Source organism: Actinomadura geliboluensis (genome assembly GCF_043197915.1).
GTDB lineage: Bacteria > Actinomycetota > Actinomycetes > Streptosporangiales > Streptosporangiaceae > Spirillospora > Spirillospora geliboluensis.
The window spans coordinates 873,085-890,321 of record NZ_JBICUA010000002.1 but is presented as its reverse complement, the minus strand read 5'-3'; the positions used below and the strand labels follow the sequence as shown (position 1 = coordinate 890,321).

The window sequence follows — 17,237 nt, the reverse complement described above, 5'->3', positions numbered from 1 at the left end:
CCCGGCAGAGACTAGTGCCGATCGCCGCCGCATGCCCCCTCGCCGGCGGACGTGCGTCCGGCCCCGCCCCCGGCCGGGACCGGGGGCGGGGCCGGACGCCGCACTCAGCCCGCCGCGTTCAGCCCGCCGCGACGATCTTCGCGGCGGCCGCGGGCGGGACCTCGGCGTGCGCCGCGAACCGCATGGTGAAGACGCCGCGGCCGGACGTCATGCCGCGCAGGTCTCCGACGTAGCCGAACATCTCCGCCAGCGGGACAAGGGCCTGGACGGTCCGGGCGCCGCCGCGCTCGCCCGTCCCCTCGACCCGGCCGCGGCGGCCGTTGAGGTCGCCGATGACCGCGCCGAGGTGCTCCTCGGGCGTGGTGACCTCGACGGTCATCACGGGTTCGAGCAGCACCGGGGACGCGCGCCGGAGCGCCTCCCGGACCGCCAGCGAACCGGCGATCTTGAAGGCGAGCTCAGACGAGTCGACCGGGTGGAAGTCGCCGTCGGTGAGGACGACCCGCACGCCCGTCATCGCGTAGCCCGCGACGGCGCCGGTCCGCAGCGCCTCCTGGCAGCCCGCGTCCACGGACGGGACGAACTCCTTCGGGATCCGCCCGCCGGTGATCCGGTTGACGAACTCGTACCCGTCCTCGATGGGTTCGAGGGCGATCTGCACCTTCGCGTACTGGCCCTTGCCTCCCGTCTGCTTGCGGTGCGTCAGGTCGACCCGCGCGACCGCCCGGCGGATCGTCTCGCGGTAGGCGACGCGGGGGCGGCCCACGTTGGCCTCGACATGGAACTCCTCCTTCAGGCGGTCGACGAGGACCTCCAGGTGGAGCTCCCCCATGCCGCCGATGACGGTCTGCCCGTCCTCGTCGCGGACCTGGAGGGACGGGTCCTCCTCCGCCAGCCGGTGAACGGCCGCGCCGAGCTTCTCCACCTCGCCCCGGGACCTCGGCTCGATCGCGACCTCGATGACCGGGGCCGGGAAGTCCATGGACTCCAGGACCACCGGGTGCGCGGGGTCGCACAGCGTCTCGCCGGTGGCGGTCTGCTTGAGGCCCATGACGGCGACGATGTCGCCCGCGCCCGCCGCGCCGATCTCCACCCGCTTGTCCGCGTGGACGCGGTAGATCTTGCCGATCCGCTCCTTGCGGCCCTTGACGCCGTTCAGCACCGCGGACCCCGGCTCCAGGCGCCCGGAGTAGATCCGGACGAAGGTGAACCGGCCCAGGTGCCGGTCGGTCACGACCTTGAACGCGAGCGCGGCCAGCGGCGCCTCGTCCGAGACCGGCGTCCCGCCGGAGACCGTCCCACCGGAGACCGGCGCGACGTCCAGCGGCGACGGCAGGTACCGCACCACCGCGTCCAGCAGGGGTTGGACGCCCTTGTTCTTGAACGCGCTGCCGCACAGCACCGGGGTCGCGGCCGACGTGACCGTCAGCCGGCGGATCGCGGCGTGCAACTGCTCCTCGGACGGCTCGACGCCGTCGAGGTACAGCGCCATGGCCTGCTCGTCGTGCTCGGCGACCGTCTCGACGAGCGCGCGCCGCCACCGCCGCGCGTCCTCGGCCAGGTCGGACGGGACGTCCACGACCGTGTGCCGCTCATCGGGCCAGACGTGGGCCCGCATCGCGACGAGGTCGACGACGCCCTCGAACCCGGCCTCGGCCCCGATCGGCAGCTGCACGGCCAGCGGGACGGCCCCGAGCCGTTCGCGGATCATGTCCACGCACCGGTGGTAGCCGGCGCCGGCGCGGTCGAGCTTGTTGACGAAGCAGACGCGCGGCACGCCGTACCGGTCGGCCTGCCGCCACACCGTCTCCGACTGCGGCTCGACGCCCGCGACGCCGTCGAACACGGCCACGGCCCCGTCGAGGACGCGCAGGCACCGCTCGACCTCGATGGTGAAGTCGACGTGGCCCGGCGTGTCGATCAGGTTGACCGTGTGGCCGTCCCAGTGGCAGGTCGTCGCGGCCGAGGTGATCGTGATGCCGCGGTCGCGCTCCTGCTTGAGGTGGTCGAGCGCGGCGGCGCCGTCGTGGACCTCGCCGATCCGGTGGGAGACGCCGGTGAAGAACAGGATCCGCTCGGCGGTCGTCGTCTTGCCGGCGTCAATGTGCGCCATGATCCCGATGTTGCGGACCTTGGCGAGAGCAAGGGCGGTGGTTGTCATCGGGATCCTCCTTTTCGCTCGATGACGACCGCCGCGGGACAAGATCGTCCTTCGCGGCATCCGCGACGGTAACCGCCGGGGCCGCGCGGGCGCGAGGGGTTTTCCCGGTCAGGGGCCGGTGCCGCGCTCGACCTCCGGGAGGGTCTCGATGACGCTGCGCAGGTGGGCGCGGGCGGCGCGCTCGGCGGCGTCCGGGTCGCCGGCGGCGATCGCCTCGATGATGTCCAGGTGCTGCGGCAGCGAGGTCTGCGGCCGGCCGGGGTGCACGGCCAGCCGGAACTGGTGCCGGACGTTCTGCGCGCGCAGCCGCTCCAGGACGCCGGCCGCCGTCCGCTGCCCGCTGATCTCGCGGACGCGGCGGTGCAGGAGCTCGTTCAGCCGGGAGTAGCCGAGCACGTCGCCGGACGCCACGGCGGCGCGCATCTCCTCCCCGATCTCCCGCAGCTCGGCGGTGTCGGCGGCGGTGGCGCGCGCGGCGGCCTTCGCGGCGCACAGGCCCTCGACCACCATCCGGACCTCGGAGATCTCGACGGCCTCCGCCAGGGACACCGCGCGGACGCGGGCGCCGCGGTTCTGCACGCGCTCGATGAGCCCCTCGCCGGCCAGCTCGGCGAGGGCCGCGCGGACCCCGGCGCGGCTCGCGGCGAACTCCTCGGACAGGTCCGCCTCGATCAGCCGCTGGTTCGGCACGAACCGGCCGCTCAGGATCGCCTCGCGGATCCCGTTCACCACGTCGGACACCGGCACTCCCGGATTGTCGCCATTTTTGTCGCTGATCTAGGGTAGCCGGTGCGGGACATCTCGGCAGGGAGGAGAGCGGCATGCCCATCGTCGCCGTACTGGGACTGGGCGAGGCGGGCGGCGCCATCGCGGCCGACCTCGCCGCGGCGGGCGCGACCGTGCGGGCCTACGACCCGGCCGTCCCCGCGCCGGACGGCATGGCGGCCTGCCGGAGCGAGGCGGACGCCGCGGCCGGGGCCGATCTCGTGCTGAGCGTCAACAGCGCGCACGACGCCGCCGCCGCGCTCAGGGCCGGTGCCGGGGCGGTCGGCGACGGCGCCGTCTGGGCCGACCTGAACACCGGCTCCCCCGGCCTGAAGCGGGAACTCGACGCGGTCGCGCGGGAGCGCGGCGTCCGGTTCGCCGACGTGGCGATCATGGCGCCGGTGCCGGGGCGCGGGCTCCGCACCCCGCTACTGGTCAGCGGCGCCGGCGCCGCCCGGGTCGCGGACGTCCTCGGCCCGCTCGGCGCCGAGGTCCAGGTGATGGACGGTCCCGCCGGGCTCGCCGCGGAGCGCAAGCTGCTGCGCAGCGTGTTCTTCAAGGGCCTCGCCGGGGCGGTCGTCGAGGCCCTCGAAGCCGCGCGGGCCGCCGGCTGCGAGGACTGGCTCCGCGCGAACATCGTCGAGGAGCTGACCGCCGCCGGCGAGCACACCGTGGACCGGCTGGTCAGCGGCACCCGCAAGCACGCCGTCCGGCGCGCCGCCGAGATGGAGGCGGCGGCGACCATGCTGGCGGAGCTGGACGTCCCGCCCGCGATCGCCGCCGCGAGCCGCGACCTGCTGCGCCGCCTGGCTAGCTGACGTCCACCGGCGGGGTGCCGTGGGTGTGGAACGACTCGATCGTCTTCAGCCCCCACGCCTGGCCCTTCGCGCGCTCGGCCTCCGTCCAGGTGATCGTCTTCCAGTCGGGCGCGAGGACGAGCCGGGCGCACGGATTGCACAGCTCGACGCGGTTGCCGCCCGGCTCGTAGACGTAGAGGAAGAACGTCTGCTGGATGGCGTGCTTGTGCGGCCCGGTCTCGATGAAGACGCCGTTGTCGAGGAAGATGTCGGCGGCGCGGAGGATGTCCTCGCGGGTGTCGGTCGCGAACGCGATGTGGTGCAGGCGGCCGTTGCTGCGCGTCCAGTCCCGCGTGTAGACGAGGTCGTAGGACTTGTTGGTGAAGGTCAGCCACCGCGCGCCGATGGTGCCGTCGTCCAGCCGGATCTGCTCGGTCGGGTGCGCGCCGAGCACGTCCCGCACGAAGCCGGTGCTGGGCTCCACGTCGGCGGCCAGGAAGTTGACGTGGTCGAGGCGGCGGACGCACACGCCCATCGCCGGGTACGCCTGCGCCTGGTTCTTCAGCGACGGCGCCAGCTCCGGCGGCGCCTCGTACCACTCCGACTCCCAGTAGATCTCCAGCTCGTGCCCGTCGGGGTCGCGGAAGACGTAGGTCGGGCCGAGGCCGGGGTCGCCGTCCCGCCAGCCGATGCCGAGCCCCGCGTCCTCGATCGCCCGGACGCGCCGGTCGAGCGCCTCCGGGGAGGACGCGCGCAGACCGGTCCGCCGGATGCCGGACGTGGTGTGCGCGGTGAGCTTGAGGGTGTGGTGCTCGTAGTCGTCCCAGGTCCGCAGGTACACCGAGTCGCCCTCGGCGCCGACCTCGGTGAGGCCCATGACGCGGGTGAAGAACCACAGGCTCTTGTCGGGCTCGGGGGTGAGCAGCTCGACGTGCGCGACGTGGGCGATCTCGTGCTTGAGGCTCATGGGGAACTCCGGGGGAAGACGGTTCCGTCGAAGAGTTTGCGCGCGGTCCGGACGACGGCGGCGCGCCGGACGGCCGTGCCGTCGAGCTCGACCGCCGCGTCCAGCCGGCCGGCCGGGTGCTCGATGCTCAGGGGGGCGCCGGGCGGCGGGAGCTCGGCGAGGTCGCGGCCGACGGCGCCGTCCAGCAGCAGCGCCGTGGCGACGGTGACGGCGCCGAGGACGCCGATCGAGGCGTGCATCCGCAGCGGGATGAACGTGCGGGTGCAGATCGTCCCGCCGTCGCGGGGCGGCGCGACGAGGGTCGTCTTCGGGATCGAGCTGACGGCGACGTCGCCGAGGCCCATCAGCTCGCCCGCCGCGAGCCGCAGCGCCTGGATCCGGTCGCGCAGGTGGGACAGGTCGGTCTCGTAGCCGGTGACCCCGAGGTCGGGCGCGGCGGCGACCACGACCGGCATCCCGTTGTCGATACAGGTGACCTCGATGCCGCCGACCACGTCGCGGACGCGGCCGGTCGGCAGCAGCGCCCCGCACGCCGAGCCCGCCGTCCCGGCGAAGTCGAGGTCGATCCGCGCCGCCGTGCCGGGCACGCCGGAGATCGCGGTGCCGCCGGCGTAGTCGACGGCGCCGCCCGGCGTCGGGAACGTCGCGGTCGCGACGCCGCCGGAGTTGACCATGCGGATCCGGACGCTCGTCGAGTCGCCGCCCGCCGGCACGAGCCCGCGCTCGACGGCGAACGGGCCGACGCCGGCGAGCAGGTTCCCGCAGTTCTGCCGGTCGGAGACCGCCGGCTCCTCGACGCCGAGCTGGAGGAACAGGTAGTCGACGTCGGCGTCCGGGCCCGCGGACGGCGACACGACCGCGACCTTGCTGGCCAGCGGGTGCGCGCCGCCGATGCCGTCGATCTGCCGCGGGTCGGGGGTGCCCATGATGCGCAGCAGCAGGCCGTCGCGCTCGGCCGGGTCGGACGGCAGGTCCCCGGCGAGGAAGTAGGCGCCCTTGGACGTACCGCCCCGCATCATCATGCAGCGGACGCCGCTCATGCGTCCCCGTGCCCGATGTAGTCGGCGTGGTCGACGTACTCGATGCCCATCCCGGCGAGCCGGGCCCGCAGGCCGTACCGGTCGAGGCCGAGTTCGCCCCGCTGGAAGGCGGCGCGGGTCGCGGCCTCCTTCTCCTCGCGGGCCCGCGCGGCCCGCACCGCCTCGGCGGCGGACTCCCGCGCGACGCGGACGACCCCGTCGTCGTCGGCGAGCAGCACGTCGCCCGGCCGGATGACCTGCCCGCCGATCGTGATCGGCACGTTCACCGCGCCGGGCGTGGCCTTCACCGTGCCCTGCGCGCTGACGGCCGCCGACCAGACCGGGAAGCCCATCGCGTGCAGGTCGGCGACGTCCCGCACGCCCGCGTTGATGACGAGCCCGCGCACGCCCCGGTGCTGGAGCGCGGTCGCGAACAGCTCGCCGAACATGCCGTCGGTGGACGGCGAGGTCGTGGTGACCGCCAGCACGTCGCCGGGGCGGCACTGCTCGACCGCGACATGGATCATCAGGTTGTCGCCCGGCCACGCGAGGACGGTCACCGCCGTCCCGGCGATCCGCGACCCGAGGTGCACCGGCCGGATCGACGGGCCCAGGTAGCCGGTGCGGCCCATAGCCTCGTGGACGGTCGCGACGCCGTACCCGGCGAGGGCGTCCACCGCGGCGGCGTCGGCGCGCGGCGGGTTCGTGACGACGACGGTCCTCATGCCAGCTCCGTCGTGGTCTGCGGGTACAGCCGGACGAACGCCTCGGCGCGGGTGTCGTGCGGCAGCCCGAGGTTCGGGCCCGCGTTGCGCTTCAGCTGGACGCCGCGCCGCTTGGCGAGGTCGGTGTAGTAGTCCCACATGTGGACCTGCGCGGGCAGGCACTCCATCGCCTTGCGCTTCTTATCGAAGACGGAGGTGATGTCGAGCAGCACGTTCGGCTTGAAGTCGCACTGCTCCGGCTGGTGCGGTTCGAAGAAGAACACCGGCGGCGCCCCGAGCGGCTCCCCCGGCGCGTCGTAGCCGATCGCCTGCGCGAGCACGCGCGCCTGCAGCGCCATCCGCGCCGCCGCCGGGTGGTCGCCGTTGTAGGGGTCGGCGAGGGTGTGGGTCAGGACGACGGCCGGCTCGACGTCCCGGTAGACGCGGACCAGGCGGTCGACCAGCTCCGGCGACTCCACGAGCGGGTAGTCGCCGGCGTCCAGGAACTCGATCTCGGCGCCCAGCTCCGCGGCGGCGGCCTCGGCCTCGTCCCGGCGCAGCCTCTTGATCTCCTCCAGCCGCTTCCCCTCGCGCCACGCGCGGGCGGACTCGCCGCGCTCGCCGTAGCTGAGGCACACGACCTTGGTGCGGTCGCCGCGCGCGGCGGCCAGCGCGATCGCGCCGGCGGCGCGCCAGACGAAGTCGCCCGCGTGGGCGCTGATGACGAGGAGGGGGCCGGACGAGGCGGAAGGACTCATGGGTCGCACCCTTCATCTTGTCACCCAAATTGTCAACAATTCTGCGGACAAGCTAGCCCGGTGCGCGCAGGCCGTCCAGCAGCAGCCGGCTCAGCCGCAGGAGCTCCTTCTGCGGGTCCCACAGTCCGGGGGCGTCCGTGCCCGGTCCGAGGTGCGGTTCCTCCAGGCGGCGCTGGATCCGCTCCACCGCGGCGAGCGCCTCCTCCTCCGGCGTCCCCGGCAGCTCGCAGACGATCCCCGCGAGGCCGCGCAGCAGGTCGGCGTAGGCACGCCGGAACCGCGCGCCGAGCCCGGGCTCGGCCGCGTCCTCGCCGTCCCCGTCGAGCTGGCGGAGCGTCCCGGAGATCGACCGGGCGTAGGCGGCCGTGTGGTCGAGCATGTTCAGCTCGCGCGGCGCCGGCCACCGGTCGCGGTGGCCCTGCCAGCGCAGCGGGTAGCCGCGCAGCTTCGCGCGCGGGTTGGCGCGCAGGCTCTCCTCGCCCTGCTCCAGCGAGTACCGCGCCTCCTCCTGCACCCTGGCCAGCCGCGTCTCGCGCTCGTCCCAGCGCGCCCGGCCGCCCTCCTCCTCGGCGGCCTCGGCGGCAAGGGCGTCGAGGGCGTCGGCGAGCGCGTCCCGCACCTCCCGCACGGCGTACTCGGCGCGGCGCAGGTACAGCGGCGGGAAGAGCGTCGCGTTCACGATCAGGCCGACCGCCAGCCCGAGCGCGACGTCGCCCAGCCGCGGCAGCGTGTAGCCGACGACGTCGTGGCCGCCGAGCAGCAGCGCGAACAGCGCGGTGAACGCGACCTGGGACGACTGGTCGCCGAGCCGCCGCCACCCGGAGGCCATCATCGCCAGGACGAGCACGACCGCGATGCCGAGCGTGGTGGGGCCGAGCAGCAGCCCGACCGGGATCGCGAGCCCGGCGCCGATCACGAACCCGGCGCCGTACGCCACGCTCTCCCGGACCGACCGGACGACCGACGGGTACACCCCGAGCAGCGCGGCCAGCGGCGCGAAGTACGGCTGGGGGTGCCCGACCGGGTACTTGGCGATCAGCCACGCGACGACGGCCGCGACGACGGCCTTGGCGGTCAGCCTCGCCCGCTCCGCCCAGTAGCGGCGCCCCGCGAAGGGCAGCGGCCGGCTTCGAAGTCCTCCGGTCGGCATCGCATGGCGGTTCCCCGCGCCCGCGCGCCCAATCATGGGGCCGCCGCGCGGCCCGCCGGGATGTGGGTGGCGGCGGGGCGCGCGGCGGCCGGTCTCGGAGCGGGCCCGGGGGGCGGGCCCGGGGGCGGACCCAGGGGCAGGCCCGCCCGGGGGTCAGCCCTTGGCCGGGTCCAGGCCGGCGAGGGCGGCCGGGGTGAGCTTGGCGGCCCGCTCCCGCTGCGGGAAGCGTCCGACGTCGATGCGGGCGACCTCCTTGGCGGTGCGGTAGTCGACGACGGAGATCTGGTCGTCCTCGGCGAGCGAGACGAAGCAGTCGCGGCCGTTGGGGCTGGTCTGCGTCCAGTACGGCAGCGCGTCGGTGGCGTAGTGGACGGTCCCGTCCGTGGTCAGGCCGGGACGGGAGACGATGGAGACGTAGTCGTCGATCGTCCCGGCCACGCACAGCTTGGACTCGTCGGCGTTCATCGCCATGCCGTGGTGCGCGGAGTTCTGCGGGTAGTCGTCCGGCTTCATCTTGGCGGCCTTGTCGCTGAACGGCATGTTCACCGTCCGGGTGGTCTTACCGGCCGCCAGGTCGTACTCGATGAACCCGTTGAGGTAGGACAGCTGCGCGTACATCGTCCTGTTGTCGCGGGTGAACACCGCCGGGCGGATCCCGTACTCGAAGGTGTAGGTGCGCAGCGGCTTGAACGTCTTCGCGTCCACCGCCGTCACGGCCCTCGCCCCCTTGAGGCCGTTCAGCAGCTTCGGCAGCGAGGTGATGCCGATGCTGGAGTTGTAGAGGACCGTCCCGTCGGGCGAGTAGTCGTTCGCGTGCGGGTAGGCGCCGGTGGCGAAGCTCGTCAGGAGCTTCCCGGTGGCGGTGTCGATGACCTCGGCCTTGCTCGCGGTGGTGGCCGAGACGACGAACTGCCTCCCGTCCGCCGACAGCGCCGCGTGGTCGGCCTTGAAGCCCTCGGTCTTGTGCCGCCACAGCATCTTCTTGGTGGCGATGTCGAACGCGACGGCGTCCGACAGCACGCCGCGCGAGATGTAGAGGGTCGTGCCGTCCGGGGAGACGGCCATGTCGTCGACGAGCTTGCGGTAGCCCTGCGCGGCGTTGACGGCCTCGTAGCCGATCCGCTCGACGATGTTCATCGAGTCGAGGCGCTCTTGCAGGTCCGGGACGACGTTGATGGAGCCGAGGTTCCGGTAGGTGGCGGTGTCGATGAAGCTGACGGTGCCGCCCTGGCCGTTGCCGACGGCCATCACGTCGCGCAGCGCCGGCGCCTCGGCCGGCCGGGCCTGCGCGGGCGGCGCGCCGGATATCGCGGTCGCCGCCAGCACGGCGCAGCCGAGCAGCGCGGTGCGTCGGCGGAGACGTCGGGAAGGCATCGCGTCCTCCTGCGGGGGTGTGCCTCGGTCTGAAAACGACCGTGTTCCGACTTGGTTACTGGACAGTAATGCAGGGTGATGTGCGACACAAGACCCAAGATGGGGGAAAATGCGATCCGAGGGGCGGGGAGGAGCGACGTGGCGGGCAGGCGCGCGAGTCCGACCGGCCGGTACGGCGGCAGGTCCGCGGCCGAGCGGCGCGCCGAGCGGCGCCGCCGGTTCCTGGACGCCGGGCTGGAGATGTTCGGCCGCGGCCCCGGCTACCGCGGCACCACCGTCGCCGCGCTGAGCGAGGCCGCCGGGCTGTCCACCCGCCAGTTCTACGAGGAGTTCCGCACCCTGGAGGACCTGCTCGCCGAACTGCACCTGGAGGTCAACGACACCGCCGAGCGCGCGGTCGTCGAGGCGCTGCCGTCCGTCGAGGGCCTCGGCCTCGCCGCGCGCACGGCCCGGCTCTTCCGCGCCTACGCCGCCGCCATCACCGCCGATCGGGCCCGCATCCGGATCGCCTTCGTCGAGATCGTCGGGGTCAGCCCCCGGCTGGACCGGCAGCGCCTCACCCGCCGCGCCGGCTGGGTCGACTTCATCTGTGCGGAGGCGGCGGCCGCCGCCGCGCGCGGCGAGATCCCGGACCGCGACTACCGGATCGCCGCGACCGCCTTCATCGGCAGCATCAACGGGCTCCTGCACGACTGGAGCGCCGGCTGGGTCGACGCCACCCTCGACGAGGTCATCGACGAGCTGGTGCTGATGCTCCTCGGCCGGCTGCACGCCCCCGACGCGGGCTGAGGCACCGGGGCGGGCTGAGGCGCCGGCGCGGGCTGAGGCGCAGGGGCGTCAGGGCCGCGTCCGCGTCTCGGTGACGTCGCGGACGGTCGGGGCGATGAAGGCCAGCCGGGCGTCGGTCGGGTCGGTGATGATGGCGAAGCGGCCCAGCTCGATGTCGCTCGGCGGCACCCGCACCCGGCCGCCCAGCTCGACGGCCTTGGTCGCGACCTCGTCGCAGTCGGCCACCCAGTAGTAGGGGATCCAGTGGGGCGGGTAGTCGGGCGGCCAGTGCTGGCCCATCGGCACCATGCCCGCGACGGACCAGTCGCCGATCTTCCAGTCGGTGTAGCCGGCGGTGTAGTAGTCGCGGTCCACGGGCCGCCAGCCGAAGACCTCGCCGTAGAAGCGGCGCGCCTGCTCGACGTCGCGGGACGCCAGCTCCACCCAGCACATCGCGGACGGCTCGTCCTGCACCCCGGCGCCCTGCAGGTGGTACGGGTACCAGAAGGCGAAGTCGGCGCCCTCCGGGTCCGAGCACAGCGCCATCCGCCCGAGGTTGGCGATGTCGGTCGGCTCCACCAGGACCAGGCCGCCCGCCGACTGCACGGCCTCCACCGACGCCTCGACGTCGTCGCTGCGGAAGTAGCACGTCCAGGACGAGGGCAGGGTGTCGTCGGCAAGGGCCTGCATCCCGCCGACCTCCGGCCCCTGGACACCGCCGAGGGTGAAGATCTCGTAGTCGCCGATGTCGACGGTCAGCGTGTAGGAGTGCCACCCGAACAGGTCGCAGTAGAACCGCTTCGAGGTCTCCGGGGCGGGGCTGGCCAGCTCCACCCAGGTCGGGAAGCCCGGGGCGTAGGAGGTCACCTCGGGCATCGCCGGCCTCTGACAGCTCGCATGCCCCCACCGTAGGGAGGGGCGCGCAATCTGCGCTGTCCGGAATCGCCAAGATCGCTCAAAGCGGTCTCAGACGCTCACCACCGTCTGGAGGAGACCCCACACGAAATGGGCGACATACCGGTCACCGTCCGGCAGCGTGATGGTGGCGTGCCAGCGGCTCGGCGCGTCGCCGTCCTGGTGGGCCACCGCGCCGAACCGCGCGTCGACGTCGCCCACCACGCACGACCAGGGGACGAGGTCGTCGACGCCGGCGAGCCGCGGCACGGGGGCGGCGTCGTCCCGGACGAGCCACTCCTGCACGACCGAGCCGTCCGGCGCCATCATGATCTCGAAGCGGAGCCCCGGCCACAGCGGCAGCGGCGGCCACCACGCGGTCGCGCAGGCGACGTCGCCGACGCGCCGCTCCGCCGTGCCGGCGGGCGGGCCGAGGACGGCCTCGTAGCGGCGCCTGCCGCGCGGGAACGTCCGGGACCGCAGGATGCGCTGCCAGCGTGCGTTGGCCTCCCGCATCTCGGTGCGGGACGCGCCGAGCGCGCGCACCGCGTCCTCGACCATGCCGGGCTGGTAGTCGGCCATGCGGCGGAGCAGGACGAGCTGGAACTCCCGCCGCGCGAATCCCTTCATCGCCCGCCACGCTACCCCTCCTCCCCCGGCCCCGCGCGGCCTCCGGTTCAGTGCGGGGCAGGGTCAGCGCGGGGCCGGGTCAGCGCGAGGGGCGGCCGGTGACCGGTTCCTCCAGGTCGCGCTCGGACGGCCGGGGCGGCTCGGGGCCGTCCGGGCCGCGGCGCACGACGTACTCGACGCGGACCACCCGGAAGCGGCGGCCGCGGACGCCGACCTCGGTGCGCCGCGTGCCGTCGCGCAGCAGCCGCGCCGCCGCCCGGTAGGCGGCGACATCGCCGGGGGACGGCCCGTCCAGCAGCGGCACGACGAGGTCGAAGTACGCGGCGAGGTGCTCGCGCACGGCGGCCGGACTGTGCAGGAACGGGCCGTGCAGGAACGGGCCGTGCAGGAACGGGCCGTCGGCGCCGAGTTCGGCGACGGTGAACCGGGTCGGCAGCCGGACGGCCCGGGGGTGGGTGGCGAGCGCGCGGCGGGCGTCCCCGGCCAGCTCGGGCGGCACCGCCGGCCCCGCGGGGAGCCACGCGTCCCCGGGCGGGGCCGCGGGCCCCGGCGCGGGCGTGTCCGGGAGCAGACCGTGGTCGAACCGGCCGGCGTCGCGGCGGGTGCGCGGCTCGGGGAGCGCGTCGGGATCGCCGGGCCGGGGCGGTTCCGGACCGTCCGCGCCGCACCGGCAGAACCGGTCGGCGCGCACCACCCGGAACAGCCGCCCGGCGACGGTCAGCTCGTCCGGCCGGTCGCGGTCGAGCCGGTCCGCGCCGCGCCGGTACGCCGCGCGGACCGCCGCGGGCACGCCGGGGTCGTCGGCCAGCCGTCGCAGCCACCAGCCGAGCGAGTCGCGGGCGTCCTGCGGCGTCGCCCGCTCCATCCCGGACATCATCCAGCCGGCGGGCACCCGCTCCATCACGCCGTACGTGGCGCCGCACCAGCGCACCGCGGGATACGCCAGCCGGGCGCGCACCTCACCGAGCCGCGCCGCTCCGCTCGCCGGCGGCGAGAGCGGGAGCCCGCCGGCGAGGGCCGCTCCATCACTGCCCCTCATGCCCCCATGGTCACAGGGGAGGGACGCTCACCGCTCGTGTTTCGGCGATTCCGGTCGGTCAGTAATTACGGTCGGGCGCTACGGCCCGGCCGCCGCTCGAATTCGGGGCCGCCGCTCAGGACTTGCGGGCGCCGATGGCCGCGGCGATGCCGGGCCAGCTCCTGACCAGCTCGCGCTTCCAGTACTTCCAGTTGTGCATGCCGGGCCCGTAGAGGTTCGCGGTGATCGGGACGCCCTCGCGCTTCGCCGCGGCGACGAAGTTCTGGTTCATCGTCCCGGCGAGCTGCTCGCCGACCCGGCCGCCGTCGAGCGGCGGGGTGTTCGGGTTGTCGAAGGGGCCGGGCCGGCCGTCGCCGCAGGAGACGTAGACGCCGATGCCCTTCAGCTTGGCCACGTTGACGGTCGCGTCGTGCGCCCGCCAGTTCGCCCGCGCGATGACCGGGTCGCCCCAGATGGCGGTGCCCGCCTGCCGGTTCATCGACGTGAGGATGGCCGGCATGCCCGGCGCGGTGATGTTGAGGGCGCCGCTGTAGGACGCGGCGTACTTGAACATGCCGGGGTGCCGCTCGGCGTAGGTGATGGCGCCCTGCCCGCCGGACGACAGGCCGATCGCCGCGCGCACCTGCCCGGCGCCGAAGTTGCGCTCCATCAGCGGGATGACCTCGGCGATGTGGAAGGTCTCCCACTCGGGGATGCCGCCCTTGCCGCCGTTCCACCAGTTGGTGTACGAGCCGTTCCAGCCGCCGTCGGGCATCACGACCATCGCGTCGTACGGACCGACGACCTCCGCGATGTTGGAGTCCCTGGTCCAGGACAGGTAGGTGTTGTTGCCGCCGTGGTAGGCGTACACGGTCGGCCACTTGCGGGTGGACTTGGACGTCCAGCCCTTCGGGACCATCACCCGGGTCTTCACGGCCGCGCCGAGCGCCGGAGAGGCGATCGTGATGTCGTACTGCCGCGTCCTGACCTTCCGCACCTCGGTGATGGCGGCGCCGTCGGGGGCCTTGGCGTACTTGCTGGCCGCGGAGCCGGCCGGCAGGTGCGGCTTCTTGCCGTGGCTGCGGCGGTCGGTGTCGGGGTCGCTGACGGACGGCTTGCCGCCGCCCGTCTTGAACGGGTTGCTGTTCAGCGGCACGCTCGGCAGCTTCGCCGGCTTCGGCGACGTGCTCGGCGACGCCGACGCGGGCGGCGCCTGCTGCGTCGGGGGCCCGAACGAGGGGATCGGCTGGGAGTCGCCCGACGCCTCCGACCTGCCCGTCGGCACGCCGATGCCGGCCTGCGCGAGGCCGACCATGACGGTGGGCAGCAGCACGGCGGCGGCCGCGGTGCCCGCGATGGCGATCTTCCGGTCGGTACGCTTCTTCATGGACTCCCCAGCCGCTCAGGCCCCCCGGGCCCGACGCCCTGCTCGTCCGAAGAAACTACTGTCCCCGGAGTCACAGCCGCAAGTATTGGCAGTAAATGCAATAAAGGCGAGACGGTAACGCGCGGCCGCCCCTCGCTTTCCGTGACGTGACCCCGGTCACTCCCCCGTTCCGGGGCGGATCGACTGGGCGTGCCGGAACACCTCGCACGGGTCCCAGAACCGCTTGGCGTCCTGGAGTTCCGGATAGGCGTCCTTGTAGTAGAGCGTCTCCCAGGACTGCCCCGACCGGTTCCAGCGATGATCACCGAGATCGGCGTCCGGATACCCGATGTAACAGCCGTCGGTGTACTCGCCGCCGGCGACGGGCACGCCGCCGGTCTCCTCGAACACCGCCCCGTAGGCGTCGCGTATCCAGGCGATGTGGGCGTCCCCGCGGGAGTCCTGCTCCGCCCAGTAGACCTGGAATTGCAGTTTCAGAATCGAGTCGCGCTGCCGCACCGCGGTGCCGTGCAGCGGCCTGTTGACGGCGCCGCCGTACGAGTCGACCTGGATCAGCGCCCGCCCGTCGCGATGGCCGGGGTACTTCCCGTCGCCGAGATGCGCCCACATCGCGGCGATCTGCCGGTCGCTGAAAGGCTTCCACAGATAGGCGGACTTGTGTTTCCCGCACCGATTGCCGCCGCTGGAGTCCAGTGCCCGCGCGGCGGTCAGCCAGGGCATCGTGCGCGGCGTGTCCAGGTCGGCGAAGTGCTCGCCCGTCACCGACCGCATCCTCGTCGCGGACGGCCGGACCCGCCCGTCGAGGGCCGCGACGAAGTCGGCCATCGCCGGCGGCCCGTCGGGGTCGTCGGCGTCCACCTGGGCGACCAGCCCGATCTGCCCGTGGCCCGCATGGTTGAGCTTGAGCATCGCGAACAGCTTCCCGGTCGCCGCCGACGGGTCCTGGTGGTCGCGGAAGTACTCCCCGAACGCCGTGACCAGCGCGCCGAAGTCGTCCTCGCCGAGGTCCGCCCAGTCCCAGGCCAGGGCGGTCAGCAGCACCTGCTCGGGCGGCTGCGGCAGCCCCCGGAACCAGAACCGGGTGGCCACGCCGAAGTTCCCGCCGCCGCCTCCGGTGTGCGCCCACCACAACTGGCGCAGCCGGGGGTCCGGATCGTCGCGCCGCGCCACCACCAGCTTGACGTTCTTCTCCGCGTCCACCACCGCCGCCTCCACCGCGTAGAGGTAGTCGACGGTGAGCCCGTGCTGGCGCGACAGCAGCCCGAACCCGCCGGCCGGTATGTGGCCGCCCAGCCCCACGGAGAAGCACGACCCGCCCGGCAGCACCTTCCCGGTGACGGGATACAGCCGTCCGTAGACGTGCCCGTTCGTCGCCCCGGCCTCGACGCAGTACGCCTTCATGGCCTCGTCGTAGGACACCCCGCACATCGGGCTCACGTCCAGGATGGCCCGCACGTCCGAGCCGCACACGAAGTCCTCGTAGCAGTGCCCGCCGCTGCGCACGGCGATCCGCGCCCGCCCCGGGTCGCCCGGCTCCTCCCGCACCGCCTCGGCGAGCGCCGCCCGCGCCTCCTCCGGCGTCCGCACCAGCCGCACGTACTCGGGCGCCGCGATCCACCGCTGGTTGAACCCTCGACACAGCGCCGGGTACCTCTTGTCACCGGGCCGCACGACCGTGGTCGGCAGTGTCGACAGCTCGCTCATGACCGCAACGCCTCCGCGCATCCGGGACAGGGGACGCGAAGAACCCTTCCCAGCCACCCCGCCGGGTAGTCGGTCGGATACAGGTGGTTATCGCGTCAGAGAGGTCCACGAGCGGGCACTCCGGCGCCGGGGTCAGCCTTCCGGCGGGCGGACGGAGAGGGCGCCGGCCTGGAAGCGGGTGCGGGCGCCGAGGCGGTCGCAGAGTTCGCGGACGCGGCGCTGGACGGTGCGGGTGCTGATGGACAGGCGGCGCGCGATGGCCTCGTCGGTGAGGCCCGCGGCGAGGAGGGTGAGGACGGCGTCGTCCGGGGCGTCGCCGCCGGGCAGCGGGAGGGCGGTGCGCCACAGGGCCTCGAAGAGGGAGACGAGCGCGTCCAGCAGGGCCGAGGGGTGGACGACGAGGGAGCTGTCGACGCTGCTCGCGTGCTCGGAGGTCAGCGGGAGCATCGCGGTGCGGCCGTCGGCGATGGCGAGCTTGATGGGGACGGCGCCGAGCCGGGCCTCCTCGCCGGACGCGGCGGCGCGGCGGATCTCCTCCAGGGCGTGCGGCTGGTCGAGCGCCTCGGCGCCGTAGATGCCGCGCACCCGGATGCCGCGGCGCATCGTGCGCTCCTGCTCGGCGCCGGAGAGCGCGGCGTCCGTGGCGAACGGCGGCTGGACGAGGACGCGCAGCTCCTCCCGGGCGCCGCGCAGGAGCTGCAGGTAGCGGCGGGCCACGGCGGTGCGCCCGCTGACGACCTCGACGAGCTCCTCGGGGTGCGGGGCGGCCTCGGCCAGCAGCGGGCCGATCGCGGCGCGGCTGCGCGCGATCTCCTCCTGGCGGCTCGCGACGAGGGCCTCGACCGCGACGTGCGGCGGGGTGGCGAGGAGGCGCAGCGGGCGTCCGGCGAGCCGGGTCACGAGGCCGAGTTCCTCCAGGCGGGGTAGGAGGCGGCGCAGGGCGGCGACCGACGTGCCGTGCCGCGCGGCGAGGTCGGCGAGGGTGGACGGTCCCTCCCGCAGCAGGGCGCGGTAGGCCGACTCCTCGGCGGCGGCCACGCCGAGCCCCTCCAGCAGCGGCGAATCGGACACGTCCTAAATGTAGGGGCTCCCTGGCCGTTTGGCGGGTTCCCGCCATGGCGGAAGCCGCCACCGCCGTCCC

Annotated in this window: 16 protein-coding genes; 2 read left to right on the top strand and 14 right to left on the bottom strand. The window is 74.0% G+C overall.

The annotated features are described in order from the left end of the window. Positions 1 to 118: 118 nt before the first annotated feature. Both fusA and ACGFI1_RS09690 read right to left on the bottom strand, forming a co-directional pair. Complete coding sequence (fusA, locus tag ACGFI1_RS09695; RefSeq protein WP_392784392.1) at positions 119 to 2,161, bottom strand: elongation factor G; 2,043 nt, start codon at positions 2,159 to 2,161, stop codon at positions 119 to 121. 108 nt (positions 2,162 to 2,269) lie between these two features. Beyond that, positions 2,270 to 2,902, bottom strand: a complete 633-nt coding sequence (locus ACGFI1_RS09690; protein ID WP_387071655.1) for a GntR family transcriptional regulator — start codon at positions 2,900 to 2,902, stop codon at positions 2,270 to 2,272. 80 nt (positions 2,903 to 2,982) lie between these two features. Here ACGFI1_RS09690 and ACGFI1_RS09685 point away from each other — a divergent pair, with 80 nt between their 5' ends. Next, positions 2,983 to 3,744, top strand: a complete 762-nt coding sequence (locus ACGFI1_RS09685; RefSeq protein WP_392784389.1) for a DUF1932 domain-containing protein — start codon at positions 2,983 to 2,985, stop codon at positions 3,742 to 3,744. Here ACGFI1_RS09685 and ACGFI1_RS09680 read toward each other — a convergent pair. The 6 genes from ACGFI1_RS09680 to ACGFI1_RS09655 form a co-directional block, all read right to left on the bottom strand. Continuing rightward, the gene (locus tag ACGFI1_RS09680) at positions 3,737 to 4,690 is read right to left on the bottom strand and encodes a catechol 2,3-dioxygenase (RefSeq protein WP_386867753.1); all 954 of its coding nucleotides are present in this window, start codon (positions 4,688 to 4,690) and stop codon (positions 3,737 to 3,739) included. The genes ACGFI1_RS09685 and ACGFI1_RS09680 overlap by 8 nt on opposite strands. Next, entirely contained in the window at positions 4,687 to 5,730 is a 1,044-nt protein-coding gene (locus ACGFI1_RS09675) for a 4-oxalomesaconate tautomerase (RefSeq protein WP_392784387.1), read from the bottom strand. The genes ACGFI1_RS09680 and ACGFI1_RS09675 overlap by 4 nt, the downstream gene beginning before the upstream one ends. Further along, positions 5,727 to 6,434, bottom strand: a complete 708-nt coding sequence (locus ACGFI1_RS09670) for a 4-carboxy-4-hydroxy-2-oxoadipate aldolase/oxaloacetate decarboxylase (protein ID WP_392784385.1) — start codon at positions 6,432 to 6,434, stop codon at positions 5,727 to 5,729. Before ACGFI1_RS09670 ends, ACGFI1_RS09675 begins: the two co-directional genes overlap by 4 nt. Further along, positions 6,431 to 7,171 (bottom strand): PIG-L deacetylase family protein, encoded by a 741-nt coding sequence (locus tag ACGFI1_RS09665; RefSeq protein WP_392784383.1) that lies wholly within the window; start codon positions 7,169 to 7,171, stop codon positions 6,431 to 6,433. Before ACGFI1_RS09665 ends, ACGFI1_RS09670 begins: the two co-directional genes overlap by 4 nt. A gap of 52 nt (positions 7,172 to 7,223) precedes the next feature. Continuing rightward, positions 7,224 to 8,321 (bottom strand): FUSC family protein, encoded by a 1,098-nt coding sequence (locus ACGFI1_RS09660; protein ID WP_386867760.1) that lies wholly within the window; start codon positions 8,319 to 8,321, stop codon positions 7,224 to 7,226. Positions 8,322 to 8,474: 153 nt separating this feature from the next. Beyond that, the gene (locus ACGFI1_RS09655) at positions 8,475 to 9,695 is read right to left on the bottom strand and encodes a YncE family protein (RefSeq protein ID WP_392784380.1); all 1,221 of its coding nucleotides are present in this window, start codon (positions 9,693 to 9,695) and stop codon (positions 8,475 to 8,477) included. 138 nt (positions 9,696 to 9,833) lie between these two features. Between ACGFI1_RS09655 and ACGFI1_RS09650 the strand changes: the two genes are divergently transcribed. Beyond that, positions 9,834 to 10,484 carry a TetR/AcrR family transcriptional regulator gene (locus tag ACGFI1_RS09650; protein WP_392784379.1) on the top strand — a complete coding sequence of 217 codons (651 nt, stop codon included), beginning with the start codon at positions 9,834 to 9,836 and terminating at the stop codon, positions 10,482 to 10,484. A 48-nt stretch (positions 10,485 to 10,532) separates the two neighbouring features. On the opposite strand, the gene ACGFI1_RS09645 is transcribed toward ACGFI1_RS09650, so the two are convergent. The 6 genes from ACGFI1_RS09645 to ACGFI1_RS09620 form a co-directional block, all read right to left on the bottom strand. Next, positions 10,533 to 11,339 carry a VOC family protein gene (locus ACGFI1_RS09645; RefSeq protein ID WP_386867764.1) on the bottom strand — a complete coding sequence of 269 codons (807 nt, stop codon included), beginning with the start codon at positions 11,337 to 11,339 and terminating at the stop codon, positions 10,533 to 10,535. A 90-nt stretch (positions 11,340 to 11,429) separates the two neighbouring features. Then, entirely contained in the window at positions 11,430 to 11,987 is a 558-nt protein-coding gene (locus ACGFI1_RS09640; protein WP_392784377.1) for a hypothetical protein, read from the bottom strand. Between the two features lie 79 nt (positions 11,988 to 12,066). Further along, positions 12,067 to 13,026, bottom strand: a complete 960-nt coding sequence (locus tag ACGFI1_RS09635) for a DUF5954 family protein (RefSeq protein WP_392784375.1) — start codon at positions 13,024 to 13,026, stop codon at positions 12,067 to 12,069. A 115-nt stretch (positions 13,027 to 13,141) separates the two neighbouring features. After that, the gene (locus ACGFI1_RS09630; RefSeq protein WP_386867770.1) at positions 13,142 to 14,392 is read right to left on the bottom strand and encodes an alpha/beta hydrolase-fold protein; all 1,251 of its coding nucleotides are present in this window, start codon (positions 14,390 to 14,392) and stop codon (positions 13,142 to 13,144) included. Positions 14,393 to 14,548: 156 nt separating this feature from the next. Further along, entirely contained in the window at positions 14,549 to 16,096 is a 1,548-nt protein-coding gene (locus ACGFI1_RS09625; protein ID WP_392784373.1) for an FAD-binding oxidoreductase, read from the bottom strand. A 132-nt stretch (positions 16,097 to 16,228) separates the two neighbouring features. Beyond that, on the bottom strand, positions 16,229 to 17,167 hold the full coding sequence (locus ACGFI1_RS09620) for a helix-turn-helix domain-containing protein (protein WP_392784371.1): 939 nt from the start codon (positions 17,165 to 17,167) through the stop codon (positions 16,229 to 16,231). Between the last annotated feature and the right edge of the window lie 70 nt (positions 17,168 to 17,237).

Bases quoted from the DNA above. Each gene is read 5' to 3' on its own strand.
- fusA (WP_392784392.1), bottom strand. From the start codon at position 2,161: ATGACAACCACCGCCCTTGCTCTCGCCAAGGTCCGCAACATCGGGATC.
- ACGFI1_RS09685 (WP_392784389.1), top strand. From the start codon at position 2,983: ATGCCCATCGTCGCCGTACTGGGACTGGGCGAGGCGGGCGGCGCCATC.
- ACGFI1_RS09680 (WP_386867753.1), bottom strand. From the start codon at position 4,690: ATGAGCCTCAAGCACGAGATCGCCCACGTCGCGCACGTCGAGCTGCTC.
- ACGFI1_RS09675 (WP_392784387.1), bottom strand. From the start codon at position 5,730: ATGAGCGGCGTCCGCTGCATGATGATGCGGGGCGGTACGTCCAAGGGC.
- ACGFI1_RS09670 (WP_392784385.1), bottom strand. From the start codon at position 6,434: ATGAGGACCGTCGTCGTCACGAACCCGCCGCGCGCCGACGCCGCCGCG.
- ACGFI1_RS09665 (WP_392784383.1), bottom strand. From the start codon at position 7,171: ATGAGTCCTTCCGCCTCGTCCGGCCCCCTCCTCGTCATCAGCGCCCAC.
- ACGFI1_RS09660 (WP_386867760.1), bottom strand. From the start codon at position 8,321: ATGCCGACCGGAGGACTTCGAAGCCGGCCGCTGCCCTTCGCGGGGCGC.
- ACGFI1_RS09655 (WP_392784380.1), bottom strand. From the start codon at position 9,695: ATGCCTTCCCGACGTCTCCGCCGACGCACCGCGCTGCTCGGCTGCGCC.
- ACGFI1_RS09645 (WP_386867764.1), bottom strand. From the start codon at position 11,339: ATGCCCGAGGTGACCTCCTACGCCCCGGGCTTCCCGACCTGGGTGGAG.
- ACGFI1_RS09640 (WP_392784377.1), bottom strand. From the start codon at position 11,987: ATGAAGGGATTCGCGCGGCGGGAGTTCCAGCTCGTCCTGCTCCGCCGC.
- ACGFI1_RS09635 (WP_392784375.1), bottom strand. From the start codon at position 13,026: ATGAGGGGCAGTGATGGAGCGGCCCTCGCCGGCGGGCTCCCGCTCTCG.
- ACGFI1_RS09630 (WP_386867770.1), bottom strand. From the start codon at position 14,392: ATGAAGAAGCGTACCGACCGGAAGATCGCCATCGCGGGCACCGCGGCC.
- ACGFI1_RS09625 (WP_392784373.1), bottom strand. From the start codon at position 16,096: ATGAGCGAGCTGTCGACACTGCCGACCACGGTCGTGCGGCCCGGTGAC.